This is a genomic window from Brucella pituitosa (genome assembly GCF_003049685.1).
GTDB lineage: Bacteria > Pseudomonadota > Alphaproteobacteria > Rhizobiales > Rhizobiaceae > Brucella > Brucella pituitosa.
This window is the reverse complement of record NZ_PYSY02000002.1, coordinates 571582-585172: the sequence shown is the minus strand read 5'-3', so window position 1 is coordinate 585172 and position 13591 is coordinate 571582. Positions and strand designations below refer to the sequence as shown.

The following is a 13591-nucleotide window of genomic DNA, read 5'->3' as shown; positions in this document are numbered from 1 at the left end:
GTCATGAAAACTTTTCTTCGCATCATCGGTGTTCTGGTTGTTCTTGGAGTTATAGCATTTCTGGCTTTCCTGTTCGTTCCGGTTCAGCTGACCAAGCCAACGAAAGAGCTTGCTGCTGATTGGAAGCCTGCAAAGGGGCAGGGCGAATATGTGATGTATGCTTCCGACTGCATGGCTTGCCATACAGCGGAAGGCGGCAAATCATTTGCCGGTGGCCGTAAGATCGCAAGCCCGATGGGCACGATCTGGACGACCAACATCACCCCTGACAAGGAAACCGGCATCGGTAACTGGACGCTCGATCAGTTCCGTGCAGCGCTCTATGATGGCATTCGTGCCGATGGCGCGCATCTTTATCCCGCCATGCCTTACGAAAATTATCGTAAGCTGAACGAAGAAGATGTCCGTGCGCTTTACGACTACTTCATGCATGAAGTGGAACCTGTAAAGAACGAAGTGCAGCAGACCGAACTTGGCTTCCCGTTCAACATGCGGTTCGGTATCCGCGCATGGAACTGGCTCGCTCTGAACCACAAGGCTGGCTTCACGCCTGCGGGTAAGAACGAAGTTCAGGAACGTGGCCAGTATTTGGTTGAAGGTGCAGCCCACTGTGCTGCCTGCCACAGCCCGCGCAATGCTTTCATGGCGCAGGATGGTGTTCAGGCTGGCGACAAGGCTTTCCTCACAGGCGGTGTTGTCGATGGTTGGAATGCACCTTCGCTGCGTGGTCCACAGTCGGCGCCACAGAAATGGTCCGTCGAGGAAATGGCTTCCTATCTCGCAACCGGTCGCAATGCACATTCGACCGCCAATGGCGAAATGGGCCTCGTTGTAGAACATTCGCTTCAGCATCTGACCGATGCGGATAATCTTGCGATTGCGGCGTTCCTCAAGGGTGTCGATGGTGCCGCGGCTGAAGTTCCGCAGAGCTTTGCCGAGAAGGTTCCGACTGCACTGCCTGCAGCTCCTGCAGATGCTGCCGGTGAAGAGACTGCAAAGATGCTGACTGAAGCATCTCCGAACATGCCTGTCGGCGCACGTCTCTACATTGACAACTGTGCAGCGTGTCATTTTGTGACGGGCAAGGGCGCTCCGGGTATCTTCCCGGAATTGGCTGATAATGATCTGGTCACTGGTTCAGAAGTGAAGCCTCTGATTTCGATCATTCTGCATGGTGCGGAAGTGCCTTCGACCGAAAAGCGTCCAATGCGTCTGGTGATGCAGGGGTATGCCGACCGCTTGTCGAATGAGGAAGTTGCTGAGCTTGCAACCTTTGTTCGTTCGGCTTGGGGTAACAAGGCTGGTGCTGCTTCTGCTGCCGATGTTGCTGCTGTGCGGGGCCAGTCTTCGCACTGAAAAAAGCAAAAGGCGGCTGAGTGAAAAACTCAGCCGTCGTTAATCTCAGTGAAAAATGCATGTGAGGTCAGGCTGAAGCGCGACTTTTGCGGTTTGAGTTTACGCAAAACGATGTCTGTTTGCGATTAATTTTTGCCGAAAGACTTCTGCAGGTGTTTTGTAACCCAAACATTTGCGCGGCGTATTGTTGAGGCGATGACAGATGAAGGCGAGGTCTCGATCACTGAGGGTGAGCGGATCAAGATCTCGGGGAAGCCATCGTCTTGTGCGTCTGTTGGTGTTTTCAACGGTGCCTTTCTGCCAGGGTGACTGCGGATCACAGAACCATGTTTGCGACCCGATCCCATTCTGCAGATAAGCCCATTCTGTGAACTCAGTGCCACGATCAAACGTGATGGAGCGACGGGCTATTTGGGGCAGGGTTGGAGTACCTAATCACCCCATCCATCACTGGTCGTGACTGACGATCATTGTTGCGCAACAAAACCGTAAAGCGGCTCACCCGCTCGACTAGAGACGTCACATTGGCCTTGCCGAACCTCTTGCGAAACTGGATAAGGTCGCATTCCCAGTGTCCGAACTGCTTGCGTCTGGCAACCATGTCTGGACGATAAAGGATGCTCAGTTCTGGTGGAAAGCGGCGTCCATGATGACGCCGGGCATGACGTGGGCGTCGTTTGGCACGACGTTCCGGCAGATATTTCAAAGCTCTTCTTTTCGACCGTCGGTCGAATACACAAACTGATAGATCGTTTCATGACTGACAGAGATTGGATGGCGTTCCAATCGCATTCTCCTACAATCTGTTGCGGCGACCATCCATCGCTGATGTGATCGATCACGGACTGCCGTAGCTCATCATACCGGATCAGCTTACGTTGCTTTGAACGCCGCTCGCGGGATTTCTGCTCGGCAATCGTGCAGTAATAGCCGTTTAAATCCTTGATCTCATCATCGTGAAACTGATTGCGCTTGAGTTCACGAAAATGGTCGAGCGGTGCCTTCCAAGCTTCTCAGCAATAACGTCAACGGAGAGCTTTGCGGTGCGCCAGCGCGCTATTCTGCGGCGTTCATCCAGATCAATATGCGCGTAGGTGCGTTCCATGACAGGTTCCTTGCATTGGATAACTCATTGTTATCATTTGCAAGTCGCACTTCAAACTAGAACCCACCCGCATAATACATATAAATCACATAATGTATGTTATGGAACTTAACGCAAGCAGGAAGCCAGCACCTTATTGGGGTAAAACATTTGCGGCGGATTTAATATAATGCCCAGATGGTCTGCCGAAGTTGTCTTACGATAAGTGTTTTCCACAACTCGAATTCGTTGATCAAAAATTAGGCGAATCGCACGTGTTGAACCGAATGAAACTGCTGACAACAGTAGCGCAAAAGTCCGTAAAATAAGGAGTTTTCATGATTTTTATGCGCCCTTGTATCAAGCGCAAATCGGTCGTTAGGCTGCCGTTGCGTACCAAAATTTTGCCTTCTAAATTAGCTTTGCTGTCGTCAATCTGTGAAACAATTCAGTGTGTTGAGAACTTCTCTTGCAAGAGCCGATCTTATCCATAAGATGCACGCCATTTCAAAAATTACCAAGGAGGGGTTCTTCGTGTTTCGCAAAACTTTACTGACAAGCGTATGTCTTTTGGCACTGATGGGAGCGGCATCGGCTCAGACTGTTCTCAACCGTGGCAACGACACCGATCCAGCAACGCTTGACCATCATCGCACGTCCACTGTTTCCGAAGGCAATGTGCTTCGTGATCTTTACGACGGCCTGACCATTCAGAATGCTGATGGCGAAGCTATCCCAGGAGTGGCGAAGTCTTGGGATATATCAGAAGATGGCACCTCATATACCTTTCACCTACGCGACAATGCCAAGTGGTCGAATGGAGACCCGGTTACGGCTGGCGATTTCCAGTTTGCTTTCCGCCGTCTGATGGACCCGAAAACCGCTGCGGGCTACGCCAGCATGCTGTTTGTTATCAAAAATGCTGAAGATGTTGCTGGTGGCAAAAAGCCTGTCGATGAGCTTGGCGTTGAAGCTGTAGACGATCACACGCTGAAGGTTACGCTGAACTCCCCTGCTCCGTATTTCCTTGAGCTTCTGACGCACCAGACGGGTTTCCCGTTACACCAGAAGAGCGTTGAGGAAAATGGCGACAAGTTCACAACGCCGGGTAAAATGGTTACGAACGGCGCTTATGAACTTGTCAGCTTCACGCCGAACGACAAGATCGTCATGAAGAAGAACCCGAATTACTACGAAGCGGATCAGGTCAAGATTGATACGATCAACTGGATTCCATTCGAAGATCGCGCCAGCTGCATGCGCCGTTTCGAAGCCAAGGAAGTGCAGGTTTGTTCTGACGTGCCAGCTGAACAGATGGACTATGTGAAGAAGAACCTTGCCAACGAATTCCGTCTGGCGCCTTATCTCGGCGTTTATTACCTGCCGGTTAAGGGCAAGACCGCTGACAGCAAGATGAAGGACCCTCGTGTCCGTCAGGCGATTTCCATGGCTATCGACCGTGACTTCATCGCCAATCAGGTCTGGCAAGGCACCATGCTGCCGGGTTACTCAATGGTCCCTCCGGGCATCAATCACTACGTCAAGGATGCGCCGAAGCTCAACTATTCCGATGACATGCTGGATCGTGAAGACAAGGCCAAGGAATTGTTGAAAGAAGCCGGCGTTGAGCCGAACTCGCTTTCGATCGAGCTGCTCTACAACACGTCTGAAAACAACAAGAATACCATGGCAGCAATTGCTGATCAGCTCGGCAATATCGGTGTGAAAGCGACGCTCAACGAAACCGAAGGCGCTACCTACTTCAACTTCCTGCGTGAAGATGGCCCGTTTGATATCGCACGCGCTGGCTGGATCGGCGATTATAACGATCCACAGAACTTCCTTTACATCAGCCAGAGCGATGTCAGCTTCAACTATTCCAAGGTGAAAAATCCGGAATATGATGCGAAGATGGCCGAAGCAGAGAAAATCCTTGATCTCGATGCGCGTGCCAAGGTTCTGGCTGAAGCAGAGCAGCTCAAGCTCGATGATATGAGCAATATTCCAATCCTTTATTATTCCTCCCGCGCTCTTGTTTCCGATAAGCTCGACGGCTGGAATGACAACCTTATGGACAGCCACAAGACCCGTTGGCTTTCGTTCAAACAATAAATTTTCAGTTCGGGCTGCACCGAAAGGTGCAGCCCCTTTTTCTTTCGATCTCGGGAAGGTCGGAGGGTTCCTTTTTCATGGGACACATATTTTTAAATTTTTATGGGAGTTCTCGATGGTTCGCGAAATTTTATTGGCAGGCGTTTGCCTGGTTTCGCTCGGCAGTGCCTCTTTAGCTGAAACAGTGCTCAATCGTGGCAATGATACTGATCCTGCAACATTGGATCAGCAGCATACGACGACTATTTCTGAAAACCGTGTTCTTCGCGATCTATATGAAGGTTTGCTGGCGCAAAACGAGAAGGGCGAAGCAATTCCGGGGGCAGCAACATCCTGGGATATTTCCGAAGACGGTCTCACCTACACTTTCCATATGCGCGAGAACGCCAAATGGTCGAACGGTGACCCTGTTACCGCCAGCGATTTCGAATTTACCTTCCAGCGCATCATGGACCCTAAGACGGCTGCGGGCTATGCGAGCGTCCTTTACGCCATCAAAAATGCCGAGGAAGTCGCCACCGGCAAGATGCCTGTCGACCAGCTGGGCGTGAAGGCGCTGGACGACAAAACGCTTCAGATTACCCTGAAGAACCCTGCTCCCTATTTTCTGGAGCTACTCACCCACCAGACCGGCTTCCCGATAAACAAAAAGGCTGTCGAGCAGTTCGGCGACAAGTTCACCCTGCCCGGCAATATGATTACCAACGGCGCCTATACACTTGTCAGCTTTACTCCCAATGACAAGATCTCCATGAAGAAGAACCCGAACTATTGGGACGCTTCCAATGTGACGGTCGATGCGGTGAACTGGATACCGTTTGAAGACCGGGCGAGCTGCATGCGCCGCTTTGAGGCGAAAGAAGTCGATATCTGTTCCGATGTTCCTGCCGAACAGATGGACTATGTGAAGAAGAACCTCGGCGGTCAGTTCCGCCTCGCTCCCTATCTTGGCATCTATTATGTCGACATCAAAGGCGAGCCATCGAGCAAGCTGCGCGATCCGCGCGTGCGCAAGGCCATATCGATGGCCGTCGATCGTGAGTTCCTCGCCAATGAAGTCTGGCGCGGTGTGATGCTGCCAGCCAGTTCCATGGTGCCGCCCGGCATTGCGAATTACGTCAAGGACGCGCCGAAGCTGGATTTCGCCGACGAGGATGTGCTGGACCGCGAGGACAAGGCCAAGGAATTGCTGCAGGAAGCCGGTGTCCAGCCGGGTAGCCTTTCCGTGACGCTGCGCTACAATACCTCGGAAAACCACAAGAATACCATGGCGGCGCTTGCCAACATGCTGGGCAATATCGGCATCAAGGCAACGCTCAACGAAGTCGAAGGCGCCACCTTCTACAACTACCTTCAGGAAAAGGGGATGTTCGACATCACCCGTGACGGCTGGATCGGCGATTACAACGATCCGAATTCGTTCATGGAGCTTTATACCACCGGCAATTACTTCAATTATGCCGAATGGTCGAACAAGGATTATGACGCGTTGATGGCGAAATCTGCAACGACGACCGATCTCGCCGAACGCGCAAAAATCCTGGCTGAAGCAGAGAAGATATTGCTCGATGAAGGAGCGGTTGTGCCGCTGATGTACTATTCTTCCACTGCTCTCGTTGCCGACCGCGTTCAGGGTTACGAAGATAACCTCATGAATTCGCACGGCACGCGCTGGCTATCCGTAAAAAATTAAAAAACGCAAGAAAACAACACCCTTAGTGGGATTTGCCGAGCCATTTCAGGTGGTTCGGCAAAGAAGGGAAATAACAAATGCTGAGCTACACGCTCCGACGATTGGGTAGTGCAATACCCACAATCTTTATAATAGTGACTTTGACATTCTTCCTTATAAGACTGGCACCCGGCGGGCCTTTCGATCTCGAGCGCCCGATCGATCCGCTGATCCTTGAGAACCTCAAGAAAGCCTACAATATGGATGCGCCGCTGTGGCAGCAGTATCTCATTTATCTGGGCAATCTGCTGCGTGGGGATTTGGGGCCAAGCTTCACGCGTCGCGATTTTACCGTAAATGACCTGTTTGCTTCCGGTCTTCCGGTTTCGATCATGCTGGGCGCTCTGGCGCTTAGTCTCGCCGCGATTATCGGAACATTTCTCGGTACAATTGCAGCGCTGAAGCAGAATTCTTCCATCGACTATTTCGTCGTAGCGCTTGCAACTTTTGGCATCACAACGCCGAATTTCGTTGTTGCCCCTCTCCTCAGCCTGCTTTTTGGTGTCATTCTCGGTTGGGTTCCGGCTGGTGGCTGGTCGTCAGCGAATATCACATACTGGATATTGCCGGTGCTGACACTGGCTTTGCCGCAGGTCGGCGTGATCGCCCGTCTTGTGCGCGGTGCAACGATTGAAGCATTGCGCGCCAATCATGTTCGCACTGCCCGCGCCTATGGCTTGCCGTCGCGTGTTGTGGTTGGGGTACATGCCTTACGTGCCGCCATGCTGCCCGCTGTTTCCTATCTTGGTCCTACAGCCGCAGCACTTCTCACTGGCTCAGTCGTTGTTGAAACCATCTTCGGCATTCCCGGCATCGGTCGTTACTTCGTGCAAGGCGCGTTGAGCCGCGATTACACGATGGTTATGGGCACTGTGGTTGTGATTTCCGTTTTCGTCGTGGTGTTCAATCTCATCGTCGACCTTCTTTATGCATGGCTTGATCCGAGGGTTCGCTATGACTGACCTTACCGTACCGGCAGAAACAGAAAAGCTTGCAACCGTCAAAAGTCGTTCGCTCTGGCAGGACGCCTGGTTGCGCCTGCGCAAGAACAAGGCAGCGGTTACAAGCGCCATCGTCCTTATCGTACTGGCACTTATCGGCATTTTTGGCCCTATGGTCAGCCCGCATCCTTACGACAAAATCTATCCGCAGTTTGTGCGTGTGGCTCCAAGTCTGGAGGCTTATCCGCGTGCTGATACGATTATGCCGGGACTGGAACGCGAGCTCGCCCGCGCCCGTCTGAATGCGTCCGCGGAGCCGGAGCTGACGGGCAACAATATCGTAGTTGACTTCACCGCACAGCGTCCGACGGATGAGCGGGTGTTGCGCTATTTCCAGCGCTCTGACCTGTTTAGCAATCCTAAGATCGAACTTGCTGCAGATGGGCTGTCGGGTAAGCTTACGTTGAATGTCGCGCGCAATTATTTCGTACTTGGTACTGATAATCTCGGTCGTGATCTGATGACACGCATTTTCATTGGCGTTCGTATGTCGCTTGCCATCGGTCTGTTGGCTTCGGCGATGGCTTTGGTGCTTGGTGTTGGATATGGTGCGATATCGGGCTACCTCGGTGGACGTGCCGACAACATTATGATGCGACTTGTCGACATCCTTTATTCGCTGCCTTTCATCTTCTTTGTGATATTGATGCTCGTCTTCTTTGGGCGATCCATTTTCATCATCTTCATCGCCATCGGCGCGACGGAATGGCTGGATATGGCGCGCATCGTGCGCGGGCAAACATTGAGCCTCAAACGTCAGGAATTCGTGCAGGCGGCAGAAGCACTTGGCGCAACGCGGCGTGGTGTCATCACACGACATATCATCCCGAACGCGCTCGGACCGGTCATCGTCTTTGTGACGCTGCTGGTGCCCAAGGCAATCCTTCTTGAAAGCCTCTTGTCGTTCCTCGGCCTCGGTGTTCAGGACCCTCTCACCTCGCTCGGTCTTCTCATTTCGGAAGGTGCTCAGAACATGCGCGGCGCAAGCTGGCAATTGATCTGGCCTGCCGCAACGCTGACCATCATCCTGTTTGCGCTGAACTTCCTTGGCGACGGCCTGCGTGACAGCCTTGACCCGAAGGATCGCTGAGATGACGAACGAAAACATTCTGAGCGTGCACGACCTGCGCGTTACCTTCGATACAAACGACGGACCGGTTGAAGCCGTCCGTGGCATCAATCTGGATGTCAAAGCCGGTGAGACCGTCGCTATCGTCGGTGAGTCCGGGTCCGGTAAAAGTCAGACAACCATGGCGATGATGGGCCTGCTGGCCCAGAACGGGAAGGCTACTGGGCAAGCGCTCTATCGCGGGCAGGACCTGATCGGTATGACCGATAAGGCACTCAATAAGATACGCGGTGCAAAGATCACGATGATCTTTCAGGAGCCGATGACCTCGCTCGACCCGCTTTATCGCATTGGCGATCAGTTGGCCGAACCGCTGCGATATCATCGTGGCATGAGCAAAAAGGAAGCGCGCCCGCGTATTCTTGAATTGCTCAAACTGGTTGGCATTCCGGAACCGGAGCGCCGCATCGACAGCTATCCTTATGAGCTTTCGGGCGGACAGCGCCAGCGTGTGATGATTGCCATGGCGCTCGCCAACGAGCCGGATGTTCTGATCGCTGACGAGCCGACGACTGCGCTCGACGTTACCATTCAGGCGCAGATACTCGACCTGCTGGCAGATCTGCAAAAGCGGCTCGGCATGGCGGTGGTCTTCATCACGCATGATCTCGGGATTGTTCGCCGCTTTGCGGACCGGGTTTATGTCATGCGTTACGGCGAAGTGGTCGAAACCAACGAAACCGAGAAACTCTTCACAGCACCAGAGCATCCTTATACGAAGATGCTGCTGGATGCTGAACCGGAAGGTGAAAAACTCTCACCGCCTGATGGAGCGCCGGTGCTCATCCGTGCTGATAATGTGAAGGTCAATTTCCTTATCAACAAACCTTGGCTGGGCACGGCAACCTATCTCACAGCCGTCAACGATGTTTCTCTGACTCTCAAACAAGGCCAGACCATCGGTATTGTCGGGGAATCCGGTTCCGGCAAGTCTACGCTCGGTCGCGCCATTCTGCGTCTGCTCCCGTCAGAAGGCCGCATCGCTTATCTCGGCAAAGAATTGCCGACGGAATCGCAGGCAATGCGTCCAAAGCGCCGCGAGCTGCAGCTTGTGTTCCAGGATCCGTTCGGTTCCCTAAGCCCACGCATGACTGTGGGCCGCATCATCACCGAAGGGCTTTTGATCCATGAGCCGAACCTTTCGGCCAAGGAACGCGACCGCCGTGCCTGTGAAGCGCTTAAGGAAGTCGACATGGACCCGGCGATGCGCAATCGCTATCCGCACGAGTTCTCGGGTGGTCAGCGTCAGCGCATCGCCATTGCACGCACCATGATCTTGAAGCCAAAGGTGATCGTACTTGACGAGCCGACAAGTGCGCTTGATCGCTCGGTCCAAAAGCAGATCGTCACGCTCTTGCGCGATTTGCAAAAGGATCATGGGCTTTCTTACCTCTTCATCAGCCATGATATGGCAGTGGTCCGTGCGGTATCAGACTACGTGATCGTGATGAAGAACGGTAAGATCGTGGAGCAAGGCGATACAGAGCAGGTCTTCGATAGTCCGCGTGAGGAATATACCAAAGCGCTGATGGCGGCGGCACTCAGCGAGGAGCGTTTCGGCACTGATGCTTAGCTCTAAATTACAAAATAAAAACGGGGTATTAGCCCCGTTTTTTACAATGCAATCTAGCTCTGGAAGACTAGCGAGCGGTGAGCCGAGACGCCTGCGGTAACGCCGTCTGAAACCGACCAGGCAACACTATGCGCGCCGCGCGAAACATCGCCCGCTGCATAAATTCCCGCAACACTGGTCGCTTTCATCTCGTCGGTCTTGATGGTTTTACCGAGTGGCATGTCCTCAAGCGTGCAGCCGAATTGCTCGGCAATGGAACTATTGAGCCGATTGCGGGGGGCTATATACAGAGCTTCCGCAGACGACATCCGGCCGTCAGCCAATTCAATCTCCGACAGAGAAGTGCCCTCGCCTCGTAAATGGGCCACTTTGGCAGATTCTATATTGATGCCACGCTTTTCCAGCTCTGTGAGTGTCGCAGCATCCGGTTCATCGCCACCGTTCAAATAGAATGTCGTTGGCCCCCATTCCGCGATCAGCATGGCCTGATGGACAGACATGGGTGAAAGGTTCAGCACGCCAAGTTTTCTGCCGCTGAACTCATAACCATGGCAATATGGGCAGTGGATTACCGAACTGCCCCATCGTTCCGCAAGCCCCGGAACATCTGGTAACACGTCCGAGATGCCAAAGGCAAAAATGAGCCTGCGTCCGCGCACTGTCTCGCCTGAATCGAGCTGTACTGAAAAATCATCAATCTCGCCGACTCCACCTATCGCCTTCCCGTGGGTTATTGTGACACTTGGATAGGCTTGTACCTGAGCCCTTGCCGTTTCGAGCATGGCTGCCGGATTACTTCCATCCTGTGCGAAGAAGCCATGCGAATGCTCAGCGAAGCGATTGCGGGGTTCGCCTGCGTCGATCACGCGGACTGATCGTCTGCCGCGTGCGATGTAAGTTGCAGCGGTAAGTCCGGCAAAGCTACCGCCGATAATGATTGCATCATGATGCGTCATGCGCTGTCTCCAGATCGAATGTCGCGCCGCGTTCGAGGGCGCGTTTATGGAAATCCTCGCTCAACATGGCGAGTGAAACTTCGCCAAAGCGCTTCAACAAGAGTTCCTCAGCATCGTGAAACGCTTTATTCAGAGAAGCATTGACTGCCTGCTCAACGATGCATCCCGGCATTTCGGTACGGTTGCTCATGGCAAGCAACGAAGGTTTGCCGATGGCATTATAGATGTCTCGCAACGTGACCTTTGATAGATCGCAGGCAATCTCCCAACCGCCACCGTGTCCTTTTTCGGAACGAACATAACCCTGCTCACGCAGGCCGCCCATAACACGGCGGACAACAACAGGATTGGTGCCCATTGCTTTGGCCAGCACCTCAGAAGTCACCGGCTTCTGATATTCTGCCATGTGAAGGAGGACGTGCAGAACGCCCGATAATTTGCTATCTCTTTTCATGTAACTTTATATGTTACGAGTCTTGAGCGTTGTCAAGAGCACAAAGTTTGGAAGCAACTTTCGGGAAGAAGTGGCAAGGCTTTGTGCTAAGATCGCTCAATGAACGATCTCTTTTCCAGTCTCGAAACACGCGAAGATCTCGCGGACGGTGCCGTGCTTTTGCGCAGCTTTGCTCTTGCGAACGACAAAAATATTATCAGTGCCTTAGAAGGTGTTGCTGGTGAAGCACCGTTTCGCCACATGACGACCCCGGGCGGTTTTCGCATGTCAGTGGCGATGACCAATTGTGGCAAATACGGTTGGGTCACGGATCGACGCGGCTATCGTTACAGTCCAGTCGATCCGGAGACTGACCGGCCCTGGCCTCAGATGCCGGATGCTTTGCGCAGCCTTGCGGAAATTGCTGCGCAGGAAGCGGGTTACGCTGCATTTTCACCCGATGCCTGCCTGATTAATCGCTATGAACCGGGCGCTAAGATGTCGCTGCATCAGGATAAGGACGAAAAGGATTTCACCAATCCGATTGTGTCCGTATCGCTTGGCCTTCCCGCGACATTTCAGTTCGGTGGTTTGCAGCGCAATGACCCGGTGCGCAAATTTGTGCTGCATCATGGCGACGTGGTCGTCTGGGGCGGCCCGTCAAGACTGTTCTATCACGGTATTCTGGCGCTCAAAGACGGTGAACACCCGCATTTGGGGCGCTATCGCTACAATCTGACATTCAGAAAAGCTCAATAGAGCATTTCCTGTTTTGCTTGAGTCATTGGAAATGCTCTATCCATTTGTTTTTACGCATGTCTTTATCCCAAAACCGGTTCCCACTTTTGGGAGACATGCTCTAGACCAAAAGAAACGGGGAGCGTTCTTATAAGGACGCTCCCCGATTGAGATATGCCTTAGTTGAAAGCGCCGCCGTCGCTTCTGCTTTCCGGGCGCTTCCTGGCAACTTTCTCACGATAGCCACTCGCGCGATAAGCTGAGATCGGCTCGATTGCACCGCCTGTTCGGCGACGTGCTTCGGCCAATATCGGTTCTACATCTGTGCGATAAGCACGTTTCAGCGTATCTGACGCCATGAGTGCGTCATTTTCCTGCTGATAGGTTTCCAGCGCTTCACGATCCACCAATAGTGCTTGCGCATAGGCGCGGCGGATTTCATTTGCTGAAGAGATAAGACTTTCCAGTGGATCGGTTACATTATGCGACTGATCAATCATGTGGGCGGGATGAAAATCCTTCATACCGCGATAATCCGCATCAACCAACTCATTGAAGACGAGGAACAGGCGATATGGATCGATAGATCCTGCATCGAGATCGTCGTCGCCATATTTACTGTCGTTAAAGTGGAAGCCGCCAAGTTTTCCGAACTGCATTAGTCGCGCAACGATCATTTCGATATTGGTGTTGGGAGCATGGTGACCGAGATCGACGAGACATTGTGCTTTCTGACCGAGTGTAGTCGCAATGAGATAATTGGTGCCCCAGTCCTGTACGACGGTGGAATAAAAGGCTGGTTCATACATTTTATGTTCGGAAAACAGCCGCCAATCGTCCGGGAGTACCTTATAAATCTCGCCCATCGAATGCAGATAGCGCTCGAATGCGCGGGTGAAATTCTGCTGGCCCGGAAAGTTGGAGCCGTCAGCAAGCCAAACGGTCAACGCTTTTGAACCAATGGCATTTCCGATTTCGATACACTCAATATTATGTTCAACAGCCTGCGCGCGGACCGCCGCATCCACATGCGTGAGCGAGCCATATTTATAGGAATGTTGCTGATCGGCTGAATCTGCAAACGTGTTGGAATTCATTGCGTCAAAACCAAGTCCCAAGGCAGTGGCATGTGCCATCAGCTTTTTTGGATCAGCTTTATCCCATGGAATATGCAGCGAGACATTCGGTGTTGCGCGGGAGAGCTCGTTGATGACAGCACAATCATTGAGCTTGTCGAAAATACCGCGTGGTTCACCGCGACCGGGGAAACGACCGAAGCGTGTGCCCCCGGTGCCTGTACCCCATGAAGGCACGGCAACAAAATATTCCGCGACTTTTTGGGTTATCTTGTCGATTTCAATGCCGCGACGTGCAAGCTGCTCGCCAAGGGCCTGATAGTCGCTCTTCAATGCGTCTTCGTAACCGAAATTATGCTCAGCGATGAAATCGGCTGCAATACGTTGTTCGGACATGGTTC

General features: G+C 52.7%; 10 protein-coding genes and 1 pseudogene. 7 read left to right on the top strand and 4 right to left on the bottom strand.

The annotated features are described in order from the left end of the window. Window positions 1-3: 3 nt before the first annotated feature. Window positions 4-1356 carry a cytochrome c gene (locus tag C9380_RS14985; RefSeq protein WP_128093896.1) on the top strand — a complete coding sequence of 451 codons (1353 nt, stop codon included), beginning with the start codon at window positions 4-6 and terminating at the stop codon, window positions 1354-1356. 99 nt (window positions 1357-1455) lie between these two features. Here C9380_RS14985 and C9380_RS14980 read toward each other — a convergent pair. Then, window positions 1456-2461, bottom strand: a pseudogene (locus C9380_RS14980) (IS30 family transposase). 513 nt (window positions 2462-2974) lie between these two features. Between C9380_RS14980 and C9380_RS14975 the strand changes: the two are divergent. The 5 genes from C9380_RS14975 to C9380_RS14955 all read left to right on the top strand — a co-directional run bounded on the left by C9380_RS14975 (window position 2975) and on the right by C9380_RS14955 (window position 9987). Continuing rightward, entirely contained in the window at window positions 2975-4552 is a 1578-nt protein-coding gene (locus C9380_RS14975; protein ID WP_128093895.1) for a peptide ABC transporter substrate-binding protein, read from the top strand. Between the two features lie 115 nt (window positions 4553-4667). Beyond that, a complete protein-coding gene (locus C9380_RS14970) occupies window positions 4668-6245 on the top strand; it encodes a peptide ABC transporter substrate-binding protein (protein ID WP_128093894.1) in 1578 nt (525 codons plus the stop codon). Between the two features lie 77 nt (window positions 6246-6322). Continuing rightward, window positions 6323-7246, top strand: coding sequence for an ABC transporter permease (locus C9380_RS14965; RefSeq protein WP_024897918.1), 924 nt, complete (start codon window positions 6323-6325; stop codon window positions 7244-7246). Beyond that, entirely contained in the window at window positions 7239-8375 is a 1137-nt protein-coding gene (locus tag C9380_RS14960) for an ABC transporter permease (protein WP_105706323.1), read from the top strand. The genes C9380_RS14965 and C9380_RS14960 overlap by 8 nt, the downstream gene beginning before the upstream one ends. A 1-nt stretch (window position 8376) precedes the next feature. Then, the gene (locus C9380_RS14955; RefSeq protein WP_128093893.1) at window positions 8377-9987 is read left to right on the top strand and encodes an ABC transporter ATP-binding protein; all 1611 of its coding nucleotides are present in this window, start codon (window positions 8377-8379) and stop codon (window positions 9985-9987) included. Window positions 9988-10040: 53 nt separating this feature from the next. On the opposite strand, the gene C9380_RS14950 is transcribed toward C9380_RS14955, so the two are convergent. Continuing rightward, a complete protein-coding gene (locus C9380_RS14950) occupies window positions 10041-10943 on the bottom strand; it encodes an NAD(P)/FAD-dependent oxidoreductase (protein WP_128093892.1) in 903 nt (300 codons plus the stop codon). Continuing rightward, window positions 10930-11397, bottom strand: a complete 468-nt coding sequence (locus C9380_RS14945; RefSeq protein WP_024897914.1) for an Rrf2 family transcriptional regulator — start codon at window positions 11395-11397, stop codon at window positions 10930-10932. Before C9380_RS14945 ends, C9380_RS14950 begins: the two co-directional genes overlap by 14 nt. Window positions 11398-11496: 99 nt before the next feature. Here C9380_RS14945 and alkB point away from each other — a divergent pair, with 99 nt between their 5' ends. Next, window positions 11497-12135, top strand: coding sequence for a DNA oxidative demethylase AlkB (gene alkB / locus C9380_RS14940; protein ID WP_128093891.1), 639 nt, complete (start codon window positions 11497-11499; stop codon window positions 12133-12135). A 158-nt stretch (window positions 12136-12293) separates the two neighbouring features. Here alkB and rhaI read toward each other — a convergent pair whose 3' ends face one another. Continuing rightward, window positions 12294-13586, bottom strand: coding sequence for an L-rhamnose catabolism isomerase (gene rhaI, locus C9380_RS14935; protein WP_128093890.1), 1293 nt, complete (start codon window positions 13584-13586; stop codon window positions 12294-12296). Window positions 13587-13591 lie beyond the last annotated feature (5 nt).

What these genes read in the sequence shown, in the direction of transcription:
- C9380_RS14960 (WP_105706323.1), top strand. Translation starts at nt 7,239, where the DNA reads ATGACTGACCTTACCGTACCGGCAGAAACAGAAAAGCTTGCAACCGTC.
- C9380_RS14945 (WP_024897914.1), bottom strand. Translation starts at nt 11,397, where the DNA reads ATGAAAAGAGATAGCAAATTATCGGGCGTTCTGCACGTCCTCCTTCAC.
- C9380_RS14955 (WP_128093893.1), top strand. Translation starts at nt 8,377, where the DNA reads ATGACGAACGAAAACATTCTGAGCGTGCACGACCTGCGCGTTACCTTC.
- C9380_RS14950 (WP_128093892.1), bottom strand. Translation starts at nt 10,943, where the DNA reads ATGACGCATCATGATGCAATCATTATCGGCGGTAGCTTTGCCGGACTT.
- alkB (WP_128093891.1), top strand. Translation starts at nt 11,497, where the DNA reads ATGAACGATCTCTTTTCCAGTCTCGAAACACGCGAAGATCTCGCGGAC.
- C9380_RS14965 (WP_024897918.1), top strand. Translation starts at nt 6,323, where the DNA reads ATGCTGAGCTACACGCTCCGACGATTGGGTAGTGCAATACCCACAATC.
- C9380_RS14970 (WP_128093894.1), top strand. Translation starts at nt 4,668, where the DNA reads ATGGTTCGCGAAATTTTATTGGCAGGCGTTTGCCTGGTTTCGCTCGGC.
- C9380_RS14985 (WP_128093896.1), top strand. Translation starts at nt 4, where the DNA reads ATGAAAACTTTTCTTCGCATCATCGGTGTTCTGGTTGTTCTTGGAGTT.
- rhaI (WP_128093890.1), bottom strand. Translation starts at nt 13,586, where the DNA reads ATGTCCGAACAACGTATTGCAGCCGATTTCATCGCTGAGCATAATTTC.